This is a genomic window from Methylorubrum suomiense, assembly GCF_022179765.1.
GTDB lineage: Bacteria > Pseudomonadota > Alphaproteobacteria > Rhizobiales > Beijerinckiaceae > Methylobacterium > Methylobacterium suomiense.
This window is the reverse complement of record NZ_BPRE01000008.1, coordinates 248,200-263,057: the sequence shown is the minus strand read 5'-3', so window position 1 is coordinate 263,057 and position 14,858 is coordinate 248,200. Positions and strand designations below refer to the sequence as shown.

Annotated in this window: 14 protein-coding genes; 6 read left to right on the top strand and 8 right to left on the bottom strand. The window is 65.7% G+C overall.

What is annotated here, in order from left to right; all coding sequences use genetic code 11:
* On the bottom strand, nt 1-156 hold a 156-nt coding region (locus MFF26_RS15065), incomplete at its 3' end, for a 1-deoxy-D-xylulose-5-phosphate synthase N-terminal domain-containing protein (RefSeq protein WP_238308154.1).
* A 685-nt stretch (nt 157-841) separates the two neighbouring features.
* Here MFF26_RS15065 and MFF26_RS15060 point away from each other — a divergent pair.
* Together MFF26_RS15060 and MFF26_RS15055 are read left to right on the top strand one after the other, a co-directional pair.
* On the top strand, nt 842-1,684 hold the full coding sequence (locus MFF26_RS15060) for a DNA/RNA non-specific endonuclease (RefSeq protein WP_238308153.1): 843 nt from the start codon (nt 842-844) through the stop codon (nt 1,682-1,684).
* Nucleotides 1,685-1,698: 14 nt separating this feature from the next.
* Nucleotides 1,699-1,971 carry a hypothetical protein gene (locus MFF26_RS15055; protein ID WP_137829254.1) on the top strand — a complete coding sequence of 91 codons (273 nt, stop codon included), beginning with the start codon at nt 1,699-1,701 and terminating at the stop codon, nt 1,969-1,971.
* 23 nt (nt 1,972-1,994) lie between these two features.
* Here MFF26_RS15055 and MFF26_RS15050 read toward each other — a convergent pair whose 3' ends face one another.
* Nucleotides 1,995-5,435 carry a YhdP family protein gene (locus MFF26_RS15050; RefSeq protein WP_137829255.1) on the bottom strand — a complete coding sequence of 1,147 codons (3,441 nt, stop codon included), beginning with the start codon at nt 5,433-5,435 and terminating at the stop codon, nt 1,995-1,997.
* 148 nt (nt 5,436-5,583) lie between these two features.
* On the opposite strand from MFF26_RS15050, the gene MFF26_RS15045 reads away from it, so the two are divergent.
* Entirely contained in the window at nt 5,584-6,051 is a 468-nt protein-coding gene (locus MFF26_RS15045) for a peroxiredoxin (protein ID WP_137829256.1), read from the top strand.
* Nucleotides 6,052-6,253: 202 nt separating this feature from the next.
* Nucleotides 6,254-7,450: a M23 family metallopeptidase gene (locus tag MFF26_RS15040; RefSeq protein WP_137829257.1), complete on the top strand. Its 1,197-nt coding sequence runs from the start codon at nt 6,254-6,256 to the stop codon at nt 7,448-7,450.
* A gap of 52 nt (nt 7,451-7,502) precedes the next feature.
* Here the strand turns inward: MFF26_RS15040 and prfB are convergent.
* Nucleotides 7,503-8,631 (bottom strand): peptide chain release factor 2 gene (prfB, locus tag MFF26_RS15035; RefSeq protein WP_137829258.1). Its coding sequence is split into 2 segments (ribosomal slippage): nt 7,503-8,561 and nt 8,563-8,631, totalling 1,128 coding nucleotides; the frame shifts between segments, so codons are not numbered across the junction.
* A 73-nt stretch (nt 8,632-8,704) separates the two neighbouring features.
* On the opposite strand from prfB, the gene MFF26_RS15030 reads away from it, so the two are divergent.
* Complete coding sequence (locus MFF26_RS15030) at nt 8,705-9,073, top strand: ribosomal maturation YjgA family protein (RefSeq protein ID WP_137829259.1); 369 nt, start codon at nt 8,705-8,707, stop codon at nt 9,071-9,073.
* 142 nt (nt 9,074-9,215) lie between these two features.
* Complete coding sequence (locus MFF26_RS15025; RefSeq protein ID WP_137829260.1) at nt 9,216-9,458, top strand: type II toxin-antitoxin system Phd/YefM family antitoxin; 243 nt, start codon at nt 9,216-9,218, stop codon at nt 9,456-9,458.
* A gap of 105 nt (nt 9,459-9,563) precedes the next feature.
* Here MFF26_RS15025 and MFF26_RS15020 read toward each other — a convergent pair whose 3' ends face one another.
* The 5 genes from MFF26_RS15020 to MFF26_RS15000 form a co-directional block, all read right to left on the bottom strand.
* Nucleotides 9,564-10,523 carry a hypothetical protein gene (locus MFF26_RS15020; protein ID WP_137829261.1) on the bottom strand — a complete coding sequence of 320 codons (960 nt, stop codon included), beginning with the start codon at nt 10,521-10,523 and terminating at the stop codon, nt 9,564-9,566.
* A gap of 24 nt (nt 10,524-10,547) precedes the next feature.
* Nucleotides 10,548-12,254 carry a lysine--tRNA ligase gene (locus MFF26_RS15015; RefSeq protein WP_137829262.1) on the bottom strand — a complete coding sequence of 569 codons (1,707 nt, stop codon included), beginning with the start codon at nt 12,252-12,254 and terminating at the stop codon, nt 10,548-10,550.
* 118 nt (nt 12,255-12,372) lie between these two features.
* Entirely contained in the window at nt 12,373-13,302 is a 930-nt protein-coding gene (locus MFF26_RS15010) for an AEC family transporter (protein ID WP_238308144.1), read from the bottom strand.
* Nucleotides 13,303-13,425: 123 nt separating this feature from the next.
* The gene (gene rpmB, locus MFF26_RS15005; protein ID WP_137829264.1) at nt 13,426-13,731 is read right to left on the bottom strand and encodes a 50S ribosomal protein L28; all 306 of its coding nucleotides are present in this window, start codon (nt 13,729-13,731) and stop codon (nt 13,426-13,428) included.
* A gap of 209 nt (nt 13,732-13,940) precedes the next feature.
* Nucleotides 13,941-14,762 carry a tetratricopeptide repeat protein gene (locus tag MFF26_RS15000; RefSeq protein WP_137829265.1) on the bottom strand — a complete coding sequence of 274 codons (822 nt, stop codon included), beginning with the start codon at nt 14,760-14,762 and terminating at the stop codon, nt 13,941-13,943.
* Nucleotides 14,763-14,858: the final 96 nt, after the last annotated feature.

The following is a 14,858-nucleotide window of genomic DNA, read 5'->3' as shown; positions in this document are numbered from 1 at the left end:
GAGCCCCGAGCCGAGATGGCCGCCGGTGACCGACACCGCGTCGATCATCTCGGCGCGCACCGCGTCCGCCACCTTCTGCAGCTCGCTCTCCGGCAGGAGCCGCAGCCGGTCGGGCGTCTCAAGACCCTCGAGGATCGTCGTGTCCGCTAGTGCCAACGTCGTCACCCATATCTCTCACAGCGGCCCGGCCGCTCGGGCGGCTCCCGACCGGGCGGCGCCAACAGCGTCGCACCCGGATCGCGGACCGCTCCGCCTAATCCCGCGTGTCCCCTGATCTGCGGCGCATCCGCAGTTTAGAAGACATTCGAACAGGCACACTAACGCGATCCGGTCACAGGATGCCATGATCCGACTGCAACAGCGGCCCAGCATTCCGCAGGATTCGCGCATCCGGGCCACCCTTACAGTTAAGGGAAGCCCGCTGTTTCGCGCCTTGCTGGGCTCCAAGTATGAAGTTCGGGCGGTTCGATCAACATCGTGCCGTCTCGTGAGGGTGGTTCCGGTACGATGATTCCTCTTTTCGCCCGTCCGGTTCTCGCTCTCGCGATCCTGGTCCCGACCGTCCTGCCCGCAGCGGCAGCCGATGCCGGCCGCTCCGGGATCGGCCGCCCGCGGACCTGTGCGTGGCCCATCCGCTGCCGCCGTCCGCCGGGACCGCCGGATCGAGACGTGCGACCATTCGACGGCACCGAGCAGGGCGCGCTGGGCCGACCGTGCGGCATTCGCTGGCGCTATACCCCGTCGGGCCCACGTCGGGTCCGGGTCTGCTTCTAGGGATCGGCGCAGAAGCATGCCCCGCTCCTTACCCGTGTCCCGCCTCGTTCTCGTCCTTGCCCTGCTGATGAGCCTGCCGGGTCTGCGCCCGGCCTTCGCGGAAGCGACGACAGCCTGCCCCGCGCTCTTCGCGCAGGGTCGTGCCCCGCTCCTGACCAATCCGAAGCTTCGAGAGCGAACCACCGCACTGTGCTTCGACGCCTTCGCGGTGCTGCATTCCGGCATCTCGCGCACGCCGCTCTACGCGGCGGAACGGCTGACCCGCGCCAGCGTCGCCGCCGCCCGACGGGTCGAGCGGGAGGACGCTTTCCACGAAGAGGATCGCCTCCCGGAGGATGATCGCGCGAACCTGTCCGACTACGTCCATAGCGGGTTCGACCGGGGCCATCTCGCGCCCGCGGGCGACATGCCGAGTGCGGCGGCGCAGGGTCAGTCCTTCAGCCTCGCCAACATCGTGCCGCAGAACCGCGCCGCCAATCGGGGCCTCTGGGCGGGCATCGAGGAGAGCGTTCGACGCCTCGCCTCCGAACGCGGTGAAGTGTTCGTCGTGACGGGCCCCGTGTTTTCCGGTCGCTCGGTCGATACGATCAAGAACCGCGTGCTGGTGCCGACGCAGCTCTACAAGGCGATCTACGATCCCCGCACCGGCGAAGCCGGAGCCTATCTCGCCCCGAACGAGGCCGGAGGATCGTGGAAGGCGGTCTCCCTCGCCACGCTGCAGGACATCGCCGGTATCGACGTCTTCCCCGGCCTTCCAGAAGCCGCCAAGGCAAAGACCATGGATCTGCCCGAACCGCGTGAATTCTCCCGGGGCGAGGCACGCGGCGAGTCCTTCGGCGACTTCCTGAAGCGACTGGCCCACGATGCGCTCAAACGCATCTGGCGCGAAGTGATGCGTGCGATCTTCTGATGGAGCGAGGCGCGATGACCCGCCGCAAAGCCGATTCCGCCTTCGTCCCCTTCGCGGACGATGCCGCCGTCCGGACCTTCGCCGATCTCACGATCGAGAACGGCACGGCGCGCATCGCCCTCCACGGTTCGGTCGACATCACCCGCGACCAGGCGGGCCTGAAGCGCGCGCGCGAACTCAAGGCCCTGTTCGAGGCGATCGTCTCGACCCTGGACGGTGAGTCGCTGCCGGAGGCGGTGGCGGAGGAGCCCGAAGTTACTACGACAGTGGCGAACCCGTTCGGCTGATCCGTTTTGAGGGACCGCGGGGCCTACTGCTCCGGCGTCGGCGACGGGTTGCCATTGGCGAAGGCCTCACCGTTTCCCGCCCCGAAGAGCTTGCGCAGGAATCCGGGAGCCACGGCGGAGAGCGGGTTCACGCTCACCGTCGGCTTGGCGATCGGTCCCGACACGTTGAAATTGACCGCGAACAGACCCTCGTTGCTGCCGCCCGCGAGGAGCGGCCCGACCAGCGGCACGTGCGCCACCACGTTGTTGAGTCCGTAGAGCGGCACGAAGGTGCCGTCGATCTGCGTGCGCTCCTTGGCGGTATCGAGCCAGCCGCCGGCCGTGAATCCCATGGCCGCGTTGGAAATGGCGGCATCGGTGAAGCTCACCCGCGATCCCGCCCGGGTGAAGTTCGCCCGCATCTTGTCGAAGGCGACATCGTTGGCGTTGGGCGCGCCCCGGCGCCCGTCGGCCGGGCCCTGCGCCATGATGCTCGACAAAGCCGGCTCGTTGCGCAGGGCAAATTCCTTGATCTGGACGACTCCGGCCTGAGGCCCGTCGTTGAGATAGAGGCTCAGTGCCAAGCGGCCGCCATACATGCGCTTGTAGATGTCGAGGAAACGCAGCGTCGCGCCGGAATCATACGATTCGAGGATGAGCAGCGGCTGACCACGATCGCCCTTTGCGACATTCGCGGTGACGGGCGCCGATCCGAACCGGCCGCGGAACTGAGCCGTGCGAATATCCCCGTTGCGCACGCTCGCCTTCACCGACGCATTGGTCAGCGCCTCGCCATTGAAGCCCGACAGGATCGCGACGCCGATCTCGGCATCGACGTCCTTGCCCGAATCCTTGCCGCCCTTCTGGTCCGATCCGGTCATGTTCTTCAGGAACGGGCGCGCGTCGGCCACGCCCCCCTTCACCACGACCTTGTAACCGTTGCCGGCCTTGTCGACGCTCACCCGCATGTCGTCGCCGGGCGAGAGCTTGAAGGCGCTGAGATCGGCCCGCTCCAGGCCGCCCTCGGCCGAGATCGTGGCGCTGCCCCGCGCCAGGGTGGGCGCCGCGTCGAGGGCGATGTCGCGCAGCTCCATCTGCCCGTTGGCGCCCTCGATCATCGCCAGGGTCAACCGCCCGGTCTTGCCCGAGGCCTTGGACCAACCGGGCAGCAATCCGTCGATCGACGCCCTGGTCAGGTCCGCCTCGATCCGGATCGGGGGCTTTCCCGCCGAGGCCGGGTGGCCGATCGGGACGATCACCCGGGCCGGGATCGTGCCCGCGAGCTGAGGCGCTGTGGGCAGGCCGCGCTTGGCCCGGAACGCGTCGTCGAGGGGGAGCGTCACCACGGCCTCGCCCGGAGCGCCGGGCTTCGATTGTTTGAGGTCGATCGTGACCGGTGCTCCGGCCAACCGTCCGTCGCCCTTCAGGGCAAAGCCGTTGCGGTCGAACGAGATCGCGAAGCGGCCGGACTCGAACCGATCCTTACCGACCGCCTTGTCCATCGACAGATCGGTCAGCGTACCGGTCAACGTAACGGGGAGTTCGGCGAGGTCGGGCACGTGCTTGAGATTCATCGGCACGTCGATGCGCAGGTCCGCCTTGCCCTTGATCGTGCTGGGATCGATCTCGGTGCCGGTCAGCCCCTTGAACATCCGCGTCTCGAGGAGCGCCGCGAGGGAATCGGCGCTGCCGGAGAGCCTGAGGCCGAGCTGGGCCACGATCTTGTCGGGCTGCGGGTCGCGGATCAGGAACGACCCGTCGGAGATGGTCAGCGCGCGAGTGTCGGAGAGCCGCACCTCGGCGGTCGCTCCCTGAATCGTCGTGGTTCGCCCGGTGACGACACCGGAAACGCGGCCATGACTCAGCGGCGGCGCATCCTTCGAAATGGTGAGCGAGGCGTCCGATACAGAGAAGGAGGCGGCGAGGCCGTGATCCGGCATCGGGTCGCCGCGTGTGGCGGCGGCGAGCTCGCTCCCGCTCAGGTCGACCTTGATGTTCGCGCTGTCGAGCCGCCCGCTGCGCAGCTCGTCCACGAGGTAGTTTCGCACGGCCGGGGCGATGTTCTCGGGCCAGAGGCGCAGAGCGGTGCGGCCATCGGTGTTCTGAGCGACGATGGACAGCGTGATGCCATCATCGTCCTTGGCCGTGCCGATCGTGCCGCTGAGGCGGCCATTCACGCCGTTACCGGAAAGCGTCAACGAATCGATGTTCACGCCGCCGGCCCGGCCGGTGACCCGACCCGCCACGTCGCCGATACGGAAGGACGGGTCGTAGCGCGCCGCGCCGCGCAGCATCACGTCCTTGCCGGCGAAATCGAAGGTCCAGGCATCCTCCGCGCCCGGCGGTCCGATGGCGAAGGCACCGGTCAGGTGAGCCTCGTTGCCGCCCCCCCTGTAGTCGATCGCCGTGACGTCGAGGGCGCGACGGGCCTCGTCCCAGCGCGCCTCGGCCCGTACCTGCTCGATCACGACGGGGTTGAAATCCTTCTCGTCGACGACGAACAGGCCCTCCCCGCTCTTCACCTCGAAGGTCATCGTCTCGATGCGGCTTCCCCGGAGCGCCACATCGGCTTTGGCCGAGAGCTTCAGATCGGTCTCGATCGGCATCTTCGACTGGCCCGACAGCAGCAGCAGATCGCTGACCGGCAGGTCGTCGAGGGTGATGATGCCGACGCGTCGGCCCTCGCGCTCATCATGGACCTTGCCGCCGAAGCGCCACTCGCCGTTCGGCCCGTCGATGCGCAGTTCGAAGATCCGTGCGCCGTCGCCGCCGCCCCGGTGGAACAGACCGTTGACCTGCTCGAAAGTCGCGCGGTGACGCGCGTCGTCGTCCACCAGCGTCAGGCGCCCATTGGTGATGCGCGCGCGATCCAACGCCCCGATGACGCCCGCGGGATCGAGGACCACGCCGAAGATCGAGGCGACGGCGGCCGAGACCGGGGAGATCTGGCCGCGGGCGGCGTCGACGCTCGGCAGGGTATGCGGCTTGGCGGCGTCCGCCTGGGAGGGTGCGGAGGCCGCGAAGGCGATGGAGCCGTCGTCATGGACGAGGGCGGTCATCTGCAGGTCACGAAACTCGATGGACCGGGGCTGCACCGAGAGGCGCAGGAGGCCCCACATATCGAGGCTGACGACGGCGAGGGGTGCGCGGACCACCAGCGCCCCCTCCGGATTGTAGACGTCGAGCCCACCGACGCGCAAAGCCAGGGACGATTCGGGGTCGAGTTCGAGGGCGCTGTCGTTCAGCGTGACGCGCCATCCCGGTCCGACGCTGCCGGCGATCGCCTCGGCGACGCGCTGGGTCAGCCCGTCGATGCGCAGCGGCCCCTGGGACAGCCGCAAGTAGGCAAGCCCCGTTCCGAGCCCGGACAGGAAGACGAGGACGACGGCGCTCCAAAGCAGGGGCCAGCGCCGCCGCCGGACAGCCTTGCAGGATGCAGGCTCGACCGCTTCCTGAAGCAGGGTCCTGGCCGTTTCCTGATCCATCCACTCGTTCGCTGCTGCCGCCGGGAGGCCGGTCGGAGGCCACCGTCGCAGGTGCCTGTCCTCAGGATTCGGCCCTTCCGGCATGGCGTCTGCCGGGTGATCCGTGCTTCAGGAGGGCACACCATCAATCGGCCGAAAGGAAGGCATGATGTCCGTCGCCCCCGGTCAACCTGCGCCCGATTTCACTTTACCTGGTGCGGGCGGAGAGACCGTCAGTCTTGTGGGACTTCGGGGTCACAAGATCGTGCTCTACTTCTATCCGAAGGACGACACGAGCGGGTGCACCTTGGAGGCGCAGGGCTTCAACGCGGCTCTCGAAGCCTTCGCGGCAGCGGAGACCCGGGTCATCGGCGTCTCCCCGGATTCGGTGAAGAGCCACGACAAATTCCGGGCGAAATACGGCCTGACCTTTCCCCTCGCCTCGGACGAGGCCAAGTCGATGCTGGAGGCCTATGGCGTCTGGGTCGAGAAGAGCATGTATGGCCGCAAATATATGGGCGTGGAGCGGACCACACTCCTGATCGACCGCGAAGGCACCATCGCCCGCGTCTGGCCGAAGGTGAAGGTGCCGGGCCATGTCGAGGAGGTGCTCGAGGCCGCCCGCGCCCTGGCCTGACACCATCGGCGCCGCGCTCACCTGGATCCCGGACGGGGCGCAGCGCCCCGCGCGACGAGAGTCGGGATTCCTGCGTCGTCGGACCGGTCATGGGGTCAGACGAGACGACCGCGATCGCGAAGAGACCGGCGAGACGGGCCGAAGCCTTCCTTAACCTTAATGGGTTGTGATCGCCTCGTTCTCCGAAGCGGTCGCCTCGCCCATGCCCCACTCCGCCTCGCGCAGCCTCAAGCCCGTCTTGCACACGCGTCTCGTGGCGGCTCTCGGGCTTGGCTTGACGCTCACCACCGCCTGGGCCGGAGCGGCCAGCTATTACCTGATCTTCCACGACGAGATGCTGGCCCGCTTCGTGTCGCGCCAGAGCGCGATGCAATACACCTACGAAGAGCGGGTCGACACACTCCAGCGTGCCCTCGACCGCGCCACCTCAGACCATACGGCCACGCGCAGCGCCATCGAGACCCGGCTCTCCACATTGGCCGAGCGGCAGGCCGTGATCGAACGGCGGCAGGGTATCCTGACCGGCCTTCCCGGTGCGGCCGCCGAGAGCGACGTGACCACCACGGGCTCCATTCCATCCGTCGAGCCGCCGCCCATGCCGACGCGACCGCAGAAGCCGTTCCCGACGCCCGAGTTGCGGATGCATTCCGGCGAATGGTCCGGGGGTCGCGCCGTTGACCGAGCTGAGAACTTCGACACGACGATCCTGGCCCGTCTGGCGCGGCTGGAGCGGAGCCTGGACCACGTGGCCGAGCGCCAATCCCGGGCCGTGGCCCGCGTCGCCCAGAGAGCCGGAGACAGCGCCGACCGCTTCCGCAACCTGATCGCCAGGACCGGCCTGAACCCTGCGCGCTTCGAACCGGCGATGGGTGGCGTCGGCGGTCCCCTGGTGCCGCTGCCGGCCGACGGCTTCGAGACGAATCTCGCCGAGGCGCGGCGCCAGATCGAGGACGAGACGCATCTGCGCCGGGTCACCGCCGCCCTCCCCTTCCGCCAGCCGCTGCCGGGCGAGATCGCCTATACCAGCAGCTTCGGCACGCGGCTCGACCCGTTCACCCGCGCGATGGCGCTTCATACCGGCGTCGATATGCGCGCCGAGATCGGCGCCCCGGCCCGTGCCACCGCCGCCGGGCGAGTGACGGCGGCCGAATATGCCGGCGGGTACGGAAACATGGTCGAGGTCGATCACGGACACGGGCTCGTGACCCGCTACGCCCATCTGTCGGGCACCGCGGTCTTGGTCGGTCAGCGGGTCGAGGCCGGCACCGTCATCGGCTTCGTCGGCTCGACCGGTCGCTCCACCGGCAGCCACCTGCATTACGAGACCCGGATCGACGGCGAGCCGGTCGATCCGCAGCGTTTCCTCCGGGCGGGGTCCGAACTGGTTTTCGCGGATTGAGGGGCCCGGATGTGAGAACGGCCCCGGTCGAGACCGGAGCCGTTCGCATCGTTCAGTCGATATCGTCGACCGCTTCGCTGCCACCGTAGACGCGCTGCGCCAACGAGGCTTCCATGAACGGGTCGAGATCCCCGTCGAGCACCTCGTCCGGATCGGTCGATTGGGTGCCGGTGCGCAGGTCCTTCACGAGCTGGTACGGCTGGAGCACGTAGCTTCGGATCTGATGGCCCCAGCCGATATCCGTCTTGGCGGCGGCCTCGGCGTTGGCCTTCTCCTCGCGCTTCTGCAACTCGGCCTCGTAGAGGCGGGCGCGCAGCATGTTCCAGGCGGTCGCCCGGTTCTTGTGCTGCGAGCGCTCCTGCTGACAGGCCACGACGATGCCGGTCGGATTATGCGTGATGCGCACCGCCGAGTCGGTCGTGTTGACGTGCTGTCCACCGGCGCCCGACGAGCGATAGGTGTCGATGCGGCAATCCGATTCCTTGATCTCGATCTCGATCCGGTCGTCGACGACCGGATAGACCCACACGCTCGCGAAGCTGGTGTGGCGCCGCGCGTTGGAATCGTAGGGCGAGATGCGCACCAGCCGATGAACGCCGGACTCGGTCTTGAGCCAACCATAGGCGTTGTGACCCTTGATCAGGAGCGTCGCGCCCTTGATCCCGGCCTCTTCGCCATCGGTCATCTCGACGATATCGACCTTGAACTTCCGCCGCTCTGCCCACCGATAATACATGCGGTGCAGCATGTTGGCCCAGTCCTGGCTCTCGGTGCCGCCCGCGCCCGCATGGACTTCGAGATAGGTGTCGAAGCCGTCGGCCTCGCCCGACAGCAGGGTCTCGACCTGACGGCTCGCGGCGTCTTTCTCGATAGCCTTGATCGCCGCCTCGCCCTCGGCGATGGAGGCCTGATCCCCCTCCATCTCGCCGAGTTCGATCAGCGTCGCGGCGTCCTCGAGATCCTGCTCGAGCTTCCGGATGGCGGTGACGGCCTCGTCGAGCTGCTGGCGCTCGCGCATGACCTTCTGCGCGGCCTCGGCATCGTTCCAGAGGTCGGGGTTTTCGGACGCGGCATTCAGCTCCGCGAGGCGTTTATCAACGGTATCCCAGTCAAAGATGCCTCCTCAGCAGCCCTATAGACTGCTTGGCGGCATCCGAGGCCTGCTCGATCTCGGCGCGCATCTGGTATGGAACTCGTGTGTGAGGGCCGCGGGTGATACCGGGCGTGCCCGACCCTTTAACGCAAGCGCCCGCCATGGTCGATGCCGGAACCCGCCGCCCCGTCCTGATCCTGTCCGTCGCCGCCGTGATCGCATCGGGAATCGCCGTGCGGTACCTGCCGCTCGGCCTGCCGACGGGTGTGGTGAAGTATGCCGGCTCCACGTTGTGGGGGGCGATGGTCTATGGGCTGCTCGCCGTCGTGAGGCCTAGCGCCGCGGTGCGCCGCCTCGCGCTCATCCCGCTCGCCGTCTCGGCTGCGGTTGAGTTTTTTCGCCTTGTCCACACACCCTGGCTCGACGCCTTCCGGCTGCCGCTGGCGGGACAACTGCTGCTGGGGCGGGTATTTTCGCTGTGGAATCTGCTGGCGTATGCCGTGGGCATTGCGGTGGCGGGGGGGGTGTGAAGCGGCGAGCTGGCGATGACGGTGAGGATGGCCCGCACCGTCATCGCGAGGCGGAGCTGATGCGATCCAGGGCGCCATGCTACCGATTTCCGCGCGAGCATCTTGACGGCATGATCTTCGGCTTCGATGGAGAAGGATCGCGATGAACATCACGACCCGAACATGCCGGAAATGGCACCAAGCGTTGAAGGCGGCTCAGTCCGCGCTGTTCTTCATCGCCGATGGCGGTCGGCCCACGCATGCCCTCCTGGCGATCGAGAACTATCGGCGGCTCGCGCAGCCTCAACGCAATATTGTAGACGCGCTGGCGATGCCGCACGCGCCGGATGGCGACTTCGAACCGCCGGGCCTGAGTATTGTGATCAACCCTGCTCACCAGGCTTGAACGCTTTGCTCGTATGCGCGCGGCGGCATTTTATAGAAAATGGCATAGTACAAATTGGTTAGACATGACGCAATTATTGGATAGTTAGATAGATACAAGCAAGTATCAATCCAGAATATAGCGGCGACTGACAATGCTTCTAACGGCCTCGTCACACACTAATCCCTGAAAATTGCAAGTATCGACTTGCTTCATTATCGAATTAACGAATCCTTCCAACGAAATCTCAGACAGCATGCGATTATTTTGGGCCGTGTAATCTTTTAATCTTTCCTGAAATTTTATGGCACTGTCAGATTTATCATTTACGTTCTGGAAAGATGCGTAAAATGTGATCAAATATAGTATTGAATTTTTTTTAAACAAATTCATATTATTGCTATAATTCATAATAAGGTATATCAAATTTACAAATTTATCTTTTGATATTTCTGTCTGTTCGATTTCGGAAGCTGTAGCTAATACTCTTTCCGCGTTGAATTCCATAGTTTCTTGTATCTGCAAAAATCTTTTTAACACTTTTCTGTCAACATATTTTTGCAAAAATGGGTTTTTTGACCAATCGTCTCTCAAATCAACAGATTCAATCGTCGCCCGCAGGTACTCTTTTGTAGATTGCTGATTTCTTACAATTTCATTGGCAATACTTACAATTTTCTCCTTGCAAGCGTCAGACATGCCTTGAAAGTTTCGCACATTTCTCTGATCATCTTCAGAATTCGTTGGCGGACAGACCGACCATACATAATAGATATTTTTTTCCCGCAAAAATTGGCGTAAACCCTTTTCAATCACCGCGGAACGTATCGCAAGTGTTGTGCTGATTGAAGACTGTTCAAAATTTTTTGCTTCTAATTCTTTTTCCATTCTTCCGTTGTTGTAAACAACGAGCGCTGTTGCTAATGCAAAAAGCATCGCAGCCACTTGAATAAATGCATTGCGAAAAAACTCAGCGACACGTTCCTTAATTTTTTCGGATTTTTTGGAGTAAATACCGTGAAAATAAGACGAAACTCCTCCTAGTAACATTGAAAATATAGAAAGCACATAGAAAGATATTATCATGATATCGTCTGCAAATTTTATGAATTACATTTTTTCAAATTTGCGTTCATTTGATATAGCAAAGAGCAGATGCTCCGCCACGAGCCCCCCGCTCAGCGCCTTCTCGATCAACGCCCGCGTGCCGGCCACGCCGTAGAGCGCGATGAACGAGCCGAAACGCGGTCCCTGCGCCTCGCCGAACAGCACGTTGTAGATCGAGGCGAACCACGTCTTCGCCACGCCGGGGCGTCCATCCGGACTCTTGGCCTTGCCGGAGAGGTCGGGGAAATGCCGGCGGCCGACTTCGTAGACTGCGGCCTGCAGCGCCTCCGGGTCGGTCGATCCCTCGTGCTCGGACAGCGTCTGAGAGAGATCGCGCAGGGCGGCGGCCTCCTCCTCGGTCGGAGCACGGTACTGCTTCTGCGGGCGCACGAAATCCCGGTAATAGGCGAGCGCGCGGGTCACGAGGGCGGCGAGCCGTGGATGCGTCTGCGGGCCGACATTCGGGGCGTAGCGGCGGATGAAGCCCCACAGAACCGCCTCGTCCTCGGCATTGGCCACCGCCACGAGGTTGAGGAGCATGCCGAACGAGAGCGTGGTCCCGGCCTCGTCGATGGCTTCCGGCACGGGTGGGTTGCCCCCGTGGAGGTGCCACACCGGATTGCCGAGCTTGTGCTTGGCTTCCTGGCCGGGAAAGCGTCCCAGGAAATTGTCGTACTCGTCGACGTGACGCGGGATCACGTCGAAGAACAGGCGCTTGGCCTCCCGCGGCTTGTTGTACATGAACAGGGCGAGCGATTCAGGCGTCGCGTAGGTCAGCCACTCGTCGATCGTCAGACCATTGCCCTTCGACTTCGAGATCTTCTGACCCTTCTCGTCGAGAAAGAGTTCGTAGTTGAAGCCCTCCGGAGGCTCGGCGCCGAGCGCGCGGGCAATCTGGCCCGAGAGCTTGACCGAGTCGATCAGATCCTTGCCGGCCATCTCGTAATCGACGCCGAGCGCAACCCAGCGCATCGCCCAATCGGGCTTCCATTGCAGCTTGGCATGCCCGCCCGTCACCGGCGTCTCGTAGGCTTCGCCGGTGGCGGGATCGCGCCAGACGATGGTGCCGGACGAGGGACGCACCTCGTCGATCGCGACCTGCATCACGTGACCGGTCACTGGATGGATCGGCAGGAACGGCGAGTAGGAAGCCGAACGCTCGGCGCGCAGCGACGGCAGCATGATCGCCATCACGGCCTCGTAGCGCTCCAGCACCAGGCGCAGCGCATCGTCGAACACGCCGGAGCGGTAGCATTCGGTCGCCGAGCGGAACTCGTACTCGAAGCCGAAGGCGTCGAGGAAGCGGCGCAGCTCCGCGTTGTTATGGGCGCCGAAGCTGTCATGCGTGCCGAACGGGTCGGGTACCTTGGTCAGGGGCAGATTGAGGGCGCCGGCGAGCAACTCGCGGTTCGGCACGTTGTCCGGAACCTTCCGCAGGCCGTCCATGTCGTCCGAGAAAGCGATCAGCCGGGTCGGCACCGCATCCTTCGTCAGCACCCGGAATGCGTGGCGCACCATCGAGGTGCGGGCGACCTCGCCGAAGGTGCCGATATGCGGCAGTCCCGAGGGGCCGTAGCCGGTCTCGAACAGCACCTCCGCCTTCGGCTTGCGCTCCAGCCGCGCCACGAGTTTGCGCGCCTCCTCGAACGGCCATGCGGCGGCGGAGGCGGCGGCCTCCAGAATGTCGGGGTCGAGTTGGGGGGCGGACATCGGGAACGGCTTCGGTCGCATGGGAGCAAGGGCGCCGGGCGGCCCATGGGGCGGCCGGGGCGCGAGAGGGCGCACCCTATGGAGGGGCGCCCCGCGGGTCAACGCGAGGCGACGCGGTTCAACCGCGGCCGAGCAGCAGCAGCCAGCCCACGGTGGTCGCCGCGGCCGCGAGCGTCGAGACGAGGACGGCAGCGGCCACCAAGCCCTGTTCCGTGCGGTAGCGCGCTGCCAGCAGGTAGGCGTTGATGCCCACCGGCATCGCCGCGAACAGGGTTGCGACGCCGGCATAGGCGGGCGGCATCATGAAGACGTGGAACGCCAGCAGGTAGACCGCGAGCGGATGCACCCCGAGCTTCAGGGCCGCCACGACGCTCGCTCCCGGCAGATCGTGCAGCACCCGGTAGCGGGTGAGGCCCGCGCCGAGGGCGATCAGCGCGCAGGTCGAGGCGGTGCCGGCCAGCCCATCCACCAGGGTCTTCGGGATGCCGGAAAAGGACAGGCCGAGCGCCTTCATGGCGCCGCCGAGGAGGAGCGCGAGGAAGATCGGGTTCTTCGCCAGCACGAGCCCGAGCGCCTTCAGGCGCTGTCCGAGCGGTCGGCCCCCCTCCGATTCGATCAGGAAAGTCGCCGCTCCCATCATCAACGGGAGGTGGACGGCGAGGAGCATGAAGAGCGGGAACGCTCCGGCCTCGCCATAGGCCTGGAAGATCATCGGCACGCCGACGAAGACGGTGTTCGATTGGCTCGCGGCGAAGCCGTGCAGGATCGCGCCGCGGCGATCCACGCCCTTGGTGCGCCGCCCGATCAGGGATCCCGCCGCCCAGGCCAGCGCGGCCCCGCCGAAGTAACTCGCCCAGAACCCCCAGGCGATCTCGCCCGAGAGGCCCGGCCGGGTCAGCGTCGCGACGATCAACGCCGGCACGGCGAGGGCGAAGACGTATTCCGACAGCCCGTCGCCGACGCGCTCCGAGATCAGACCGGACAGCGAAGCCAGCCAACCGACGATCACGAGCCCGAAGATCGGAAGGATGAGGGTGAGCGCGGTCATCGCGCGGCAAGACCCCGAATCGTGGCGGCACGCGCCGAAACGGCGAAGGCCACCGGGGCGTGGTACGCCTGCGGTGGCCTTCGGAACACGGTCGAGGCGTGGGCCCGGCGGAGCCCGCGCGGCTTACGCAGCCGCAGGCGTCGCGGTCTCAGCGAGCTTCTTCTCGATGTCGCGCTTGAGCAGGCGGGCCGTCTGCGACAGCTCGACCTCACGGGCCTTCACCAGGAAGGCGTCGAGACCACCACGATGCTCGACCGAGCGGAGCGCGTGGGCGGTCACCCGGAGGCGGACGCGACGGTTAAGGGCATCCGACTGCAGCGTGACGTTGCAGAGGTTCGGCAGGAACCGGCACTTGGTCTTCCGGTTCGAGTGGCTCACGAGGTGACCGACCTGAACGGCCTTGCCCGTGAGTTCGCAGCGACGCGACATCGTTACAGTCCTGTCAACGTTTGGCCGGGTCTCGGCGCTCTGGTATCCGGCAAAGCCGCACGGCTTTCGCGCCGAGGGCGTCGAACCCACGCGTCAATCGATAGCGGCGGAGTCCTATGGGAGTGGCGAGCCTATAGGGGAGGCGCACCGGATTCGTCAAGGTCGCGACGGATCGGAACGACATCCAGCGCCGAGAGAATGGAGACCGGTCAACGCTCCGGCGCGAGTCCGGCCGTCCGCGCGGGCTTGGCGCCGCCGGGACGCCCCGACATCGCCCGCAGGGACTGCACGTTGGCGGCCGCTTCCGCGGGGCCGAGATCCTGGCGCAGAACGGTTTCCGCCTCGTCGTAGCGCCCCTTCAGCCCCAGGACGAGAGCGAGGTTCTGGCGCACCCGCGCATCGGCCCTGGGCTGGGCGGCGGCACGGCGCAGGGTCTCCTCGGCCAGATCGAGATGGCGCGAGAGCGCGTAGGACAGTCCGAGATTCGACAGGACGCGCGGCTCTTCCGGGACGATCTTCAGTGCCGCCTCGTAGAGGCCCTGGGCGCGGGCATGGTCGCCGGTCTGATCCGCGACCATGCCCTGCGCCGAGAGCACGCGCCAATCGGGCTGCGCCGGGCTGTGGGCGTTCTGGAGAACCTCGTTGGCCTCCTGGTAGCGTCCGGCATCGGCGAGCGCCTTGCCGTAGGCGGCGAGCACCGCCTGATCCTTGGGGTTCCGCAGGGCCGCCTGCTGCAACACCGCGACGGCCTGGGAGCGCTGCTCCGTCGCCCGCAGGGCATCGGCGTAGCGCATGGCGGTTCGAAGGTCGTTCGGATCGGCATTGTAGCGGGCAGCGAGCCCGTCGATGTCCGCCCGTGCCGACCGCTCCGGACGGGCGATCCCGAATAGGGAGGAACCGATGGAGCCCGTGGTCTCGGGCGAGCGCGATTGGCACGCCGAGGCGGCCAGGCCGATCAGGGCGGCGGCGATCAGGCGCCGGGAGCGGACGGTCCGGGCCGCGCCCGCTTCTGCGCTGACGGTCCGTATCATGTCACCTCTCCATACCTGCGGCCGGCCCGCGCTTGCGCCCTGCCGACCCCGGGGTGATAGAGAATTAACCCTAATCACCGGTTAAGCTCGCCCGCA

What these genes read in the sequence shown, in the direction of transcription:
- MFF26_RS15060 (WP_238308153.1), top strand. Translation starts at nt 842, where the DNA reads ATGAGCCTGCCGGGTCTGCGCCCGGCCTTCGCGGAAGCGACGACAGCC.
- MFF26_RS15055 (WP_137829254.1), top strand. Translation starts at nt 1,699, where the DNA reads ATGACCCGCCGCAAAGCCGATTCCGCCTTCGTCCCCTTCGCGGACGAT.
- MFF26_RS15050 (WP_137829255.1), bottom strand. Translation starts at nt 5,435, where the DNA reads ATGGATCAGGAAACGGCCAGGACCCTGCTTCAGGAAGCGGTCGAGCCT.
- MFF26_RS15045 (WP_137829256.1), top strand. Translation starts at nt 5,584, where the DNA reads ATGTCCGTCGCCCCCGGTCAACCTGCGCCCGATTTCACTTTACCTGGT.
- MFF26_RS15040 (WP_137829257.1), top strand. Translation starts at nt 6,254, where the DNA reads ATGCCCCACTCCGCCTCGCGCAGCCTCAAGCCCGTCTTGCACACGCGT.
- MFF26_RS15030 (WP_137829259.1), top strand. Translation starts at nt 8,705, where the DNA reads ATGGTCGATGCCGGAACCCGCCGCCCCGTCCTGATCCTGTCCGTCGCC.
- MFF26_RS15025 (WP_137829260.1), top strand. Translation starts at nt 9,216, where the DNA reads ATGAACATCACGACCCGAACATGCCGGAAATGGCACCAAGCGTTGAAG.
- MFF26_RS15020 (WP_137829261.1), bottom strand. Translation starts at nt 10,523, where the DNA reads ATGATAATATCTTTCTATGTGCTTTCTATATTTTCAATGTTACTAGGA.
- MFF26_RS15015 (WP_137829262.1), bottom strand. Translation starts at nt 12,254, where the DNA reads ATGTCCGCCCCCCAACTCGACCCCGACATTCTGGAGGCCGCCGCCTCC.
- MFF26_RS15010 (WP_238308144.1), bottom strand. Translation starts at nt 13,302, where the DNA reads ATGACCGCGCTCACCCTCATCCTTCCGATCTTCGGGCTCGTGATCGTC.
- rpmB (WP_137829264.1), bottom strand. Translation starts at nt 13,731, where the DNA reads ATGTCGCGTCGCTGCGAACTCACGGGCAAGGCCGTTCAGGTCGGTCAC.
- MFF26_RS15000 (WP_137829265.1), bottom strand. Translation starts at nt 14,762, where the DNA reads ATGATACGGACCGTCAGCGCAGAAGCGGGCGCGGCCCGGACCGTCCGC.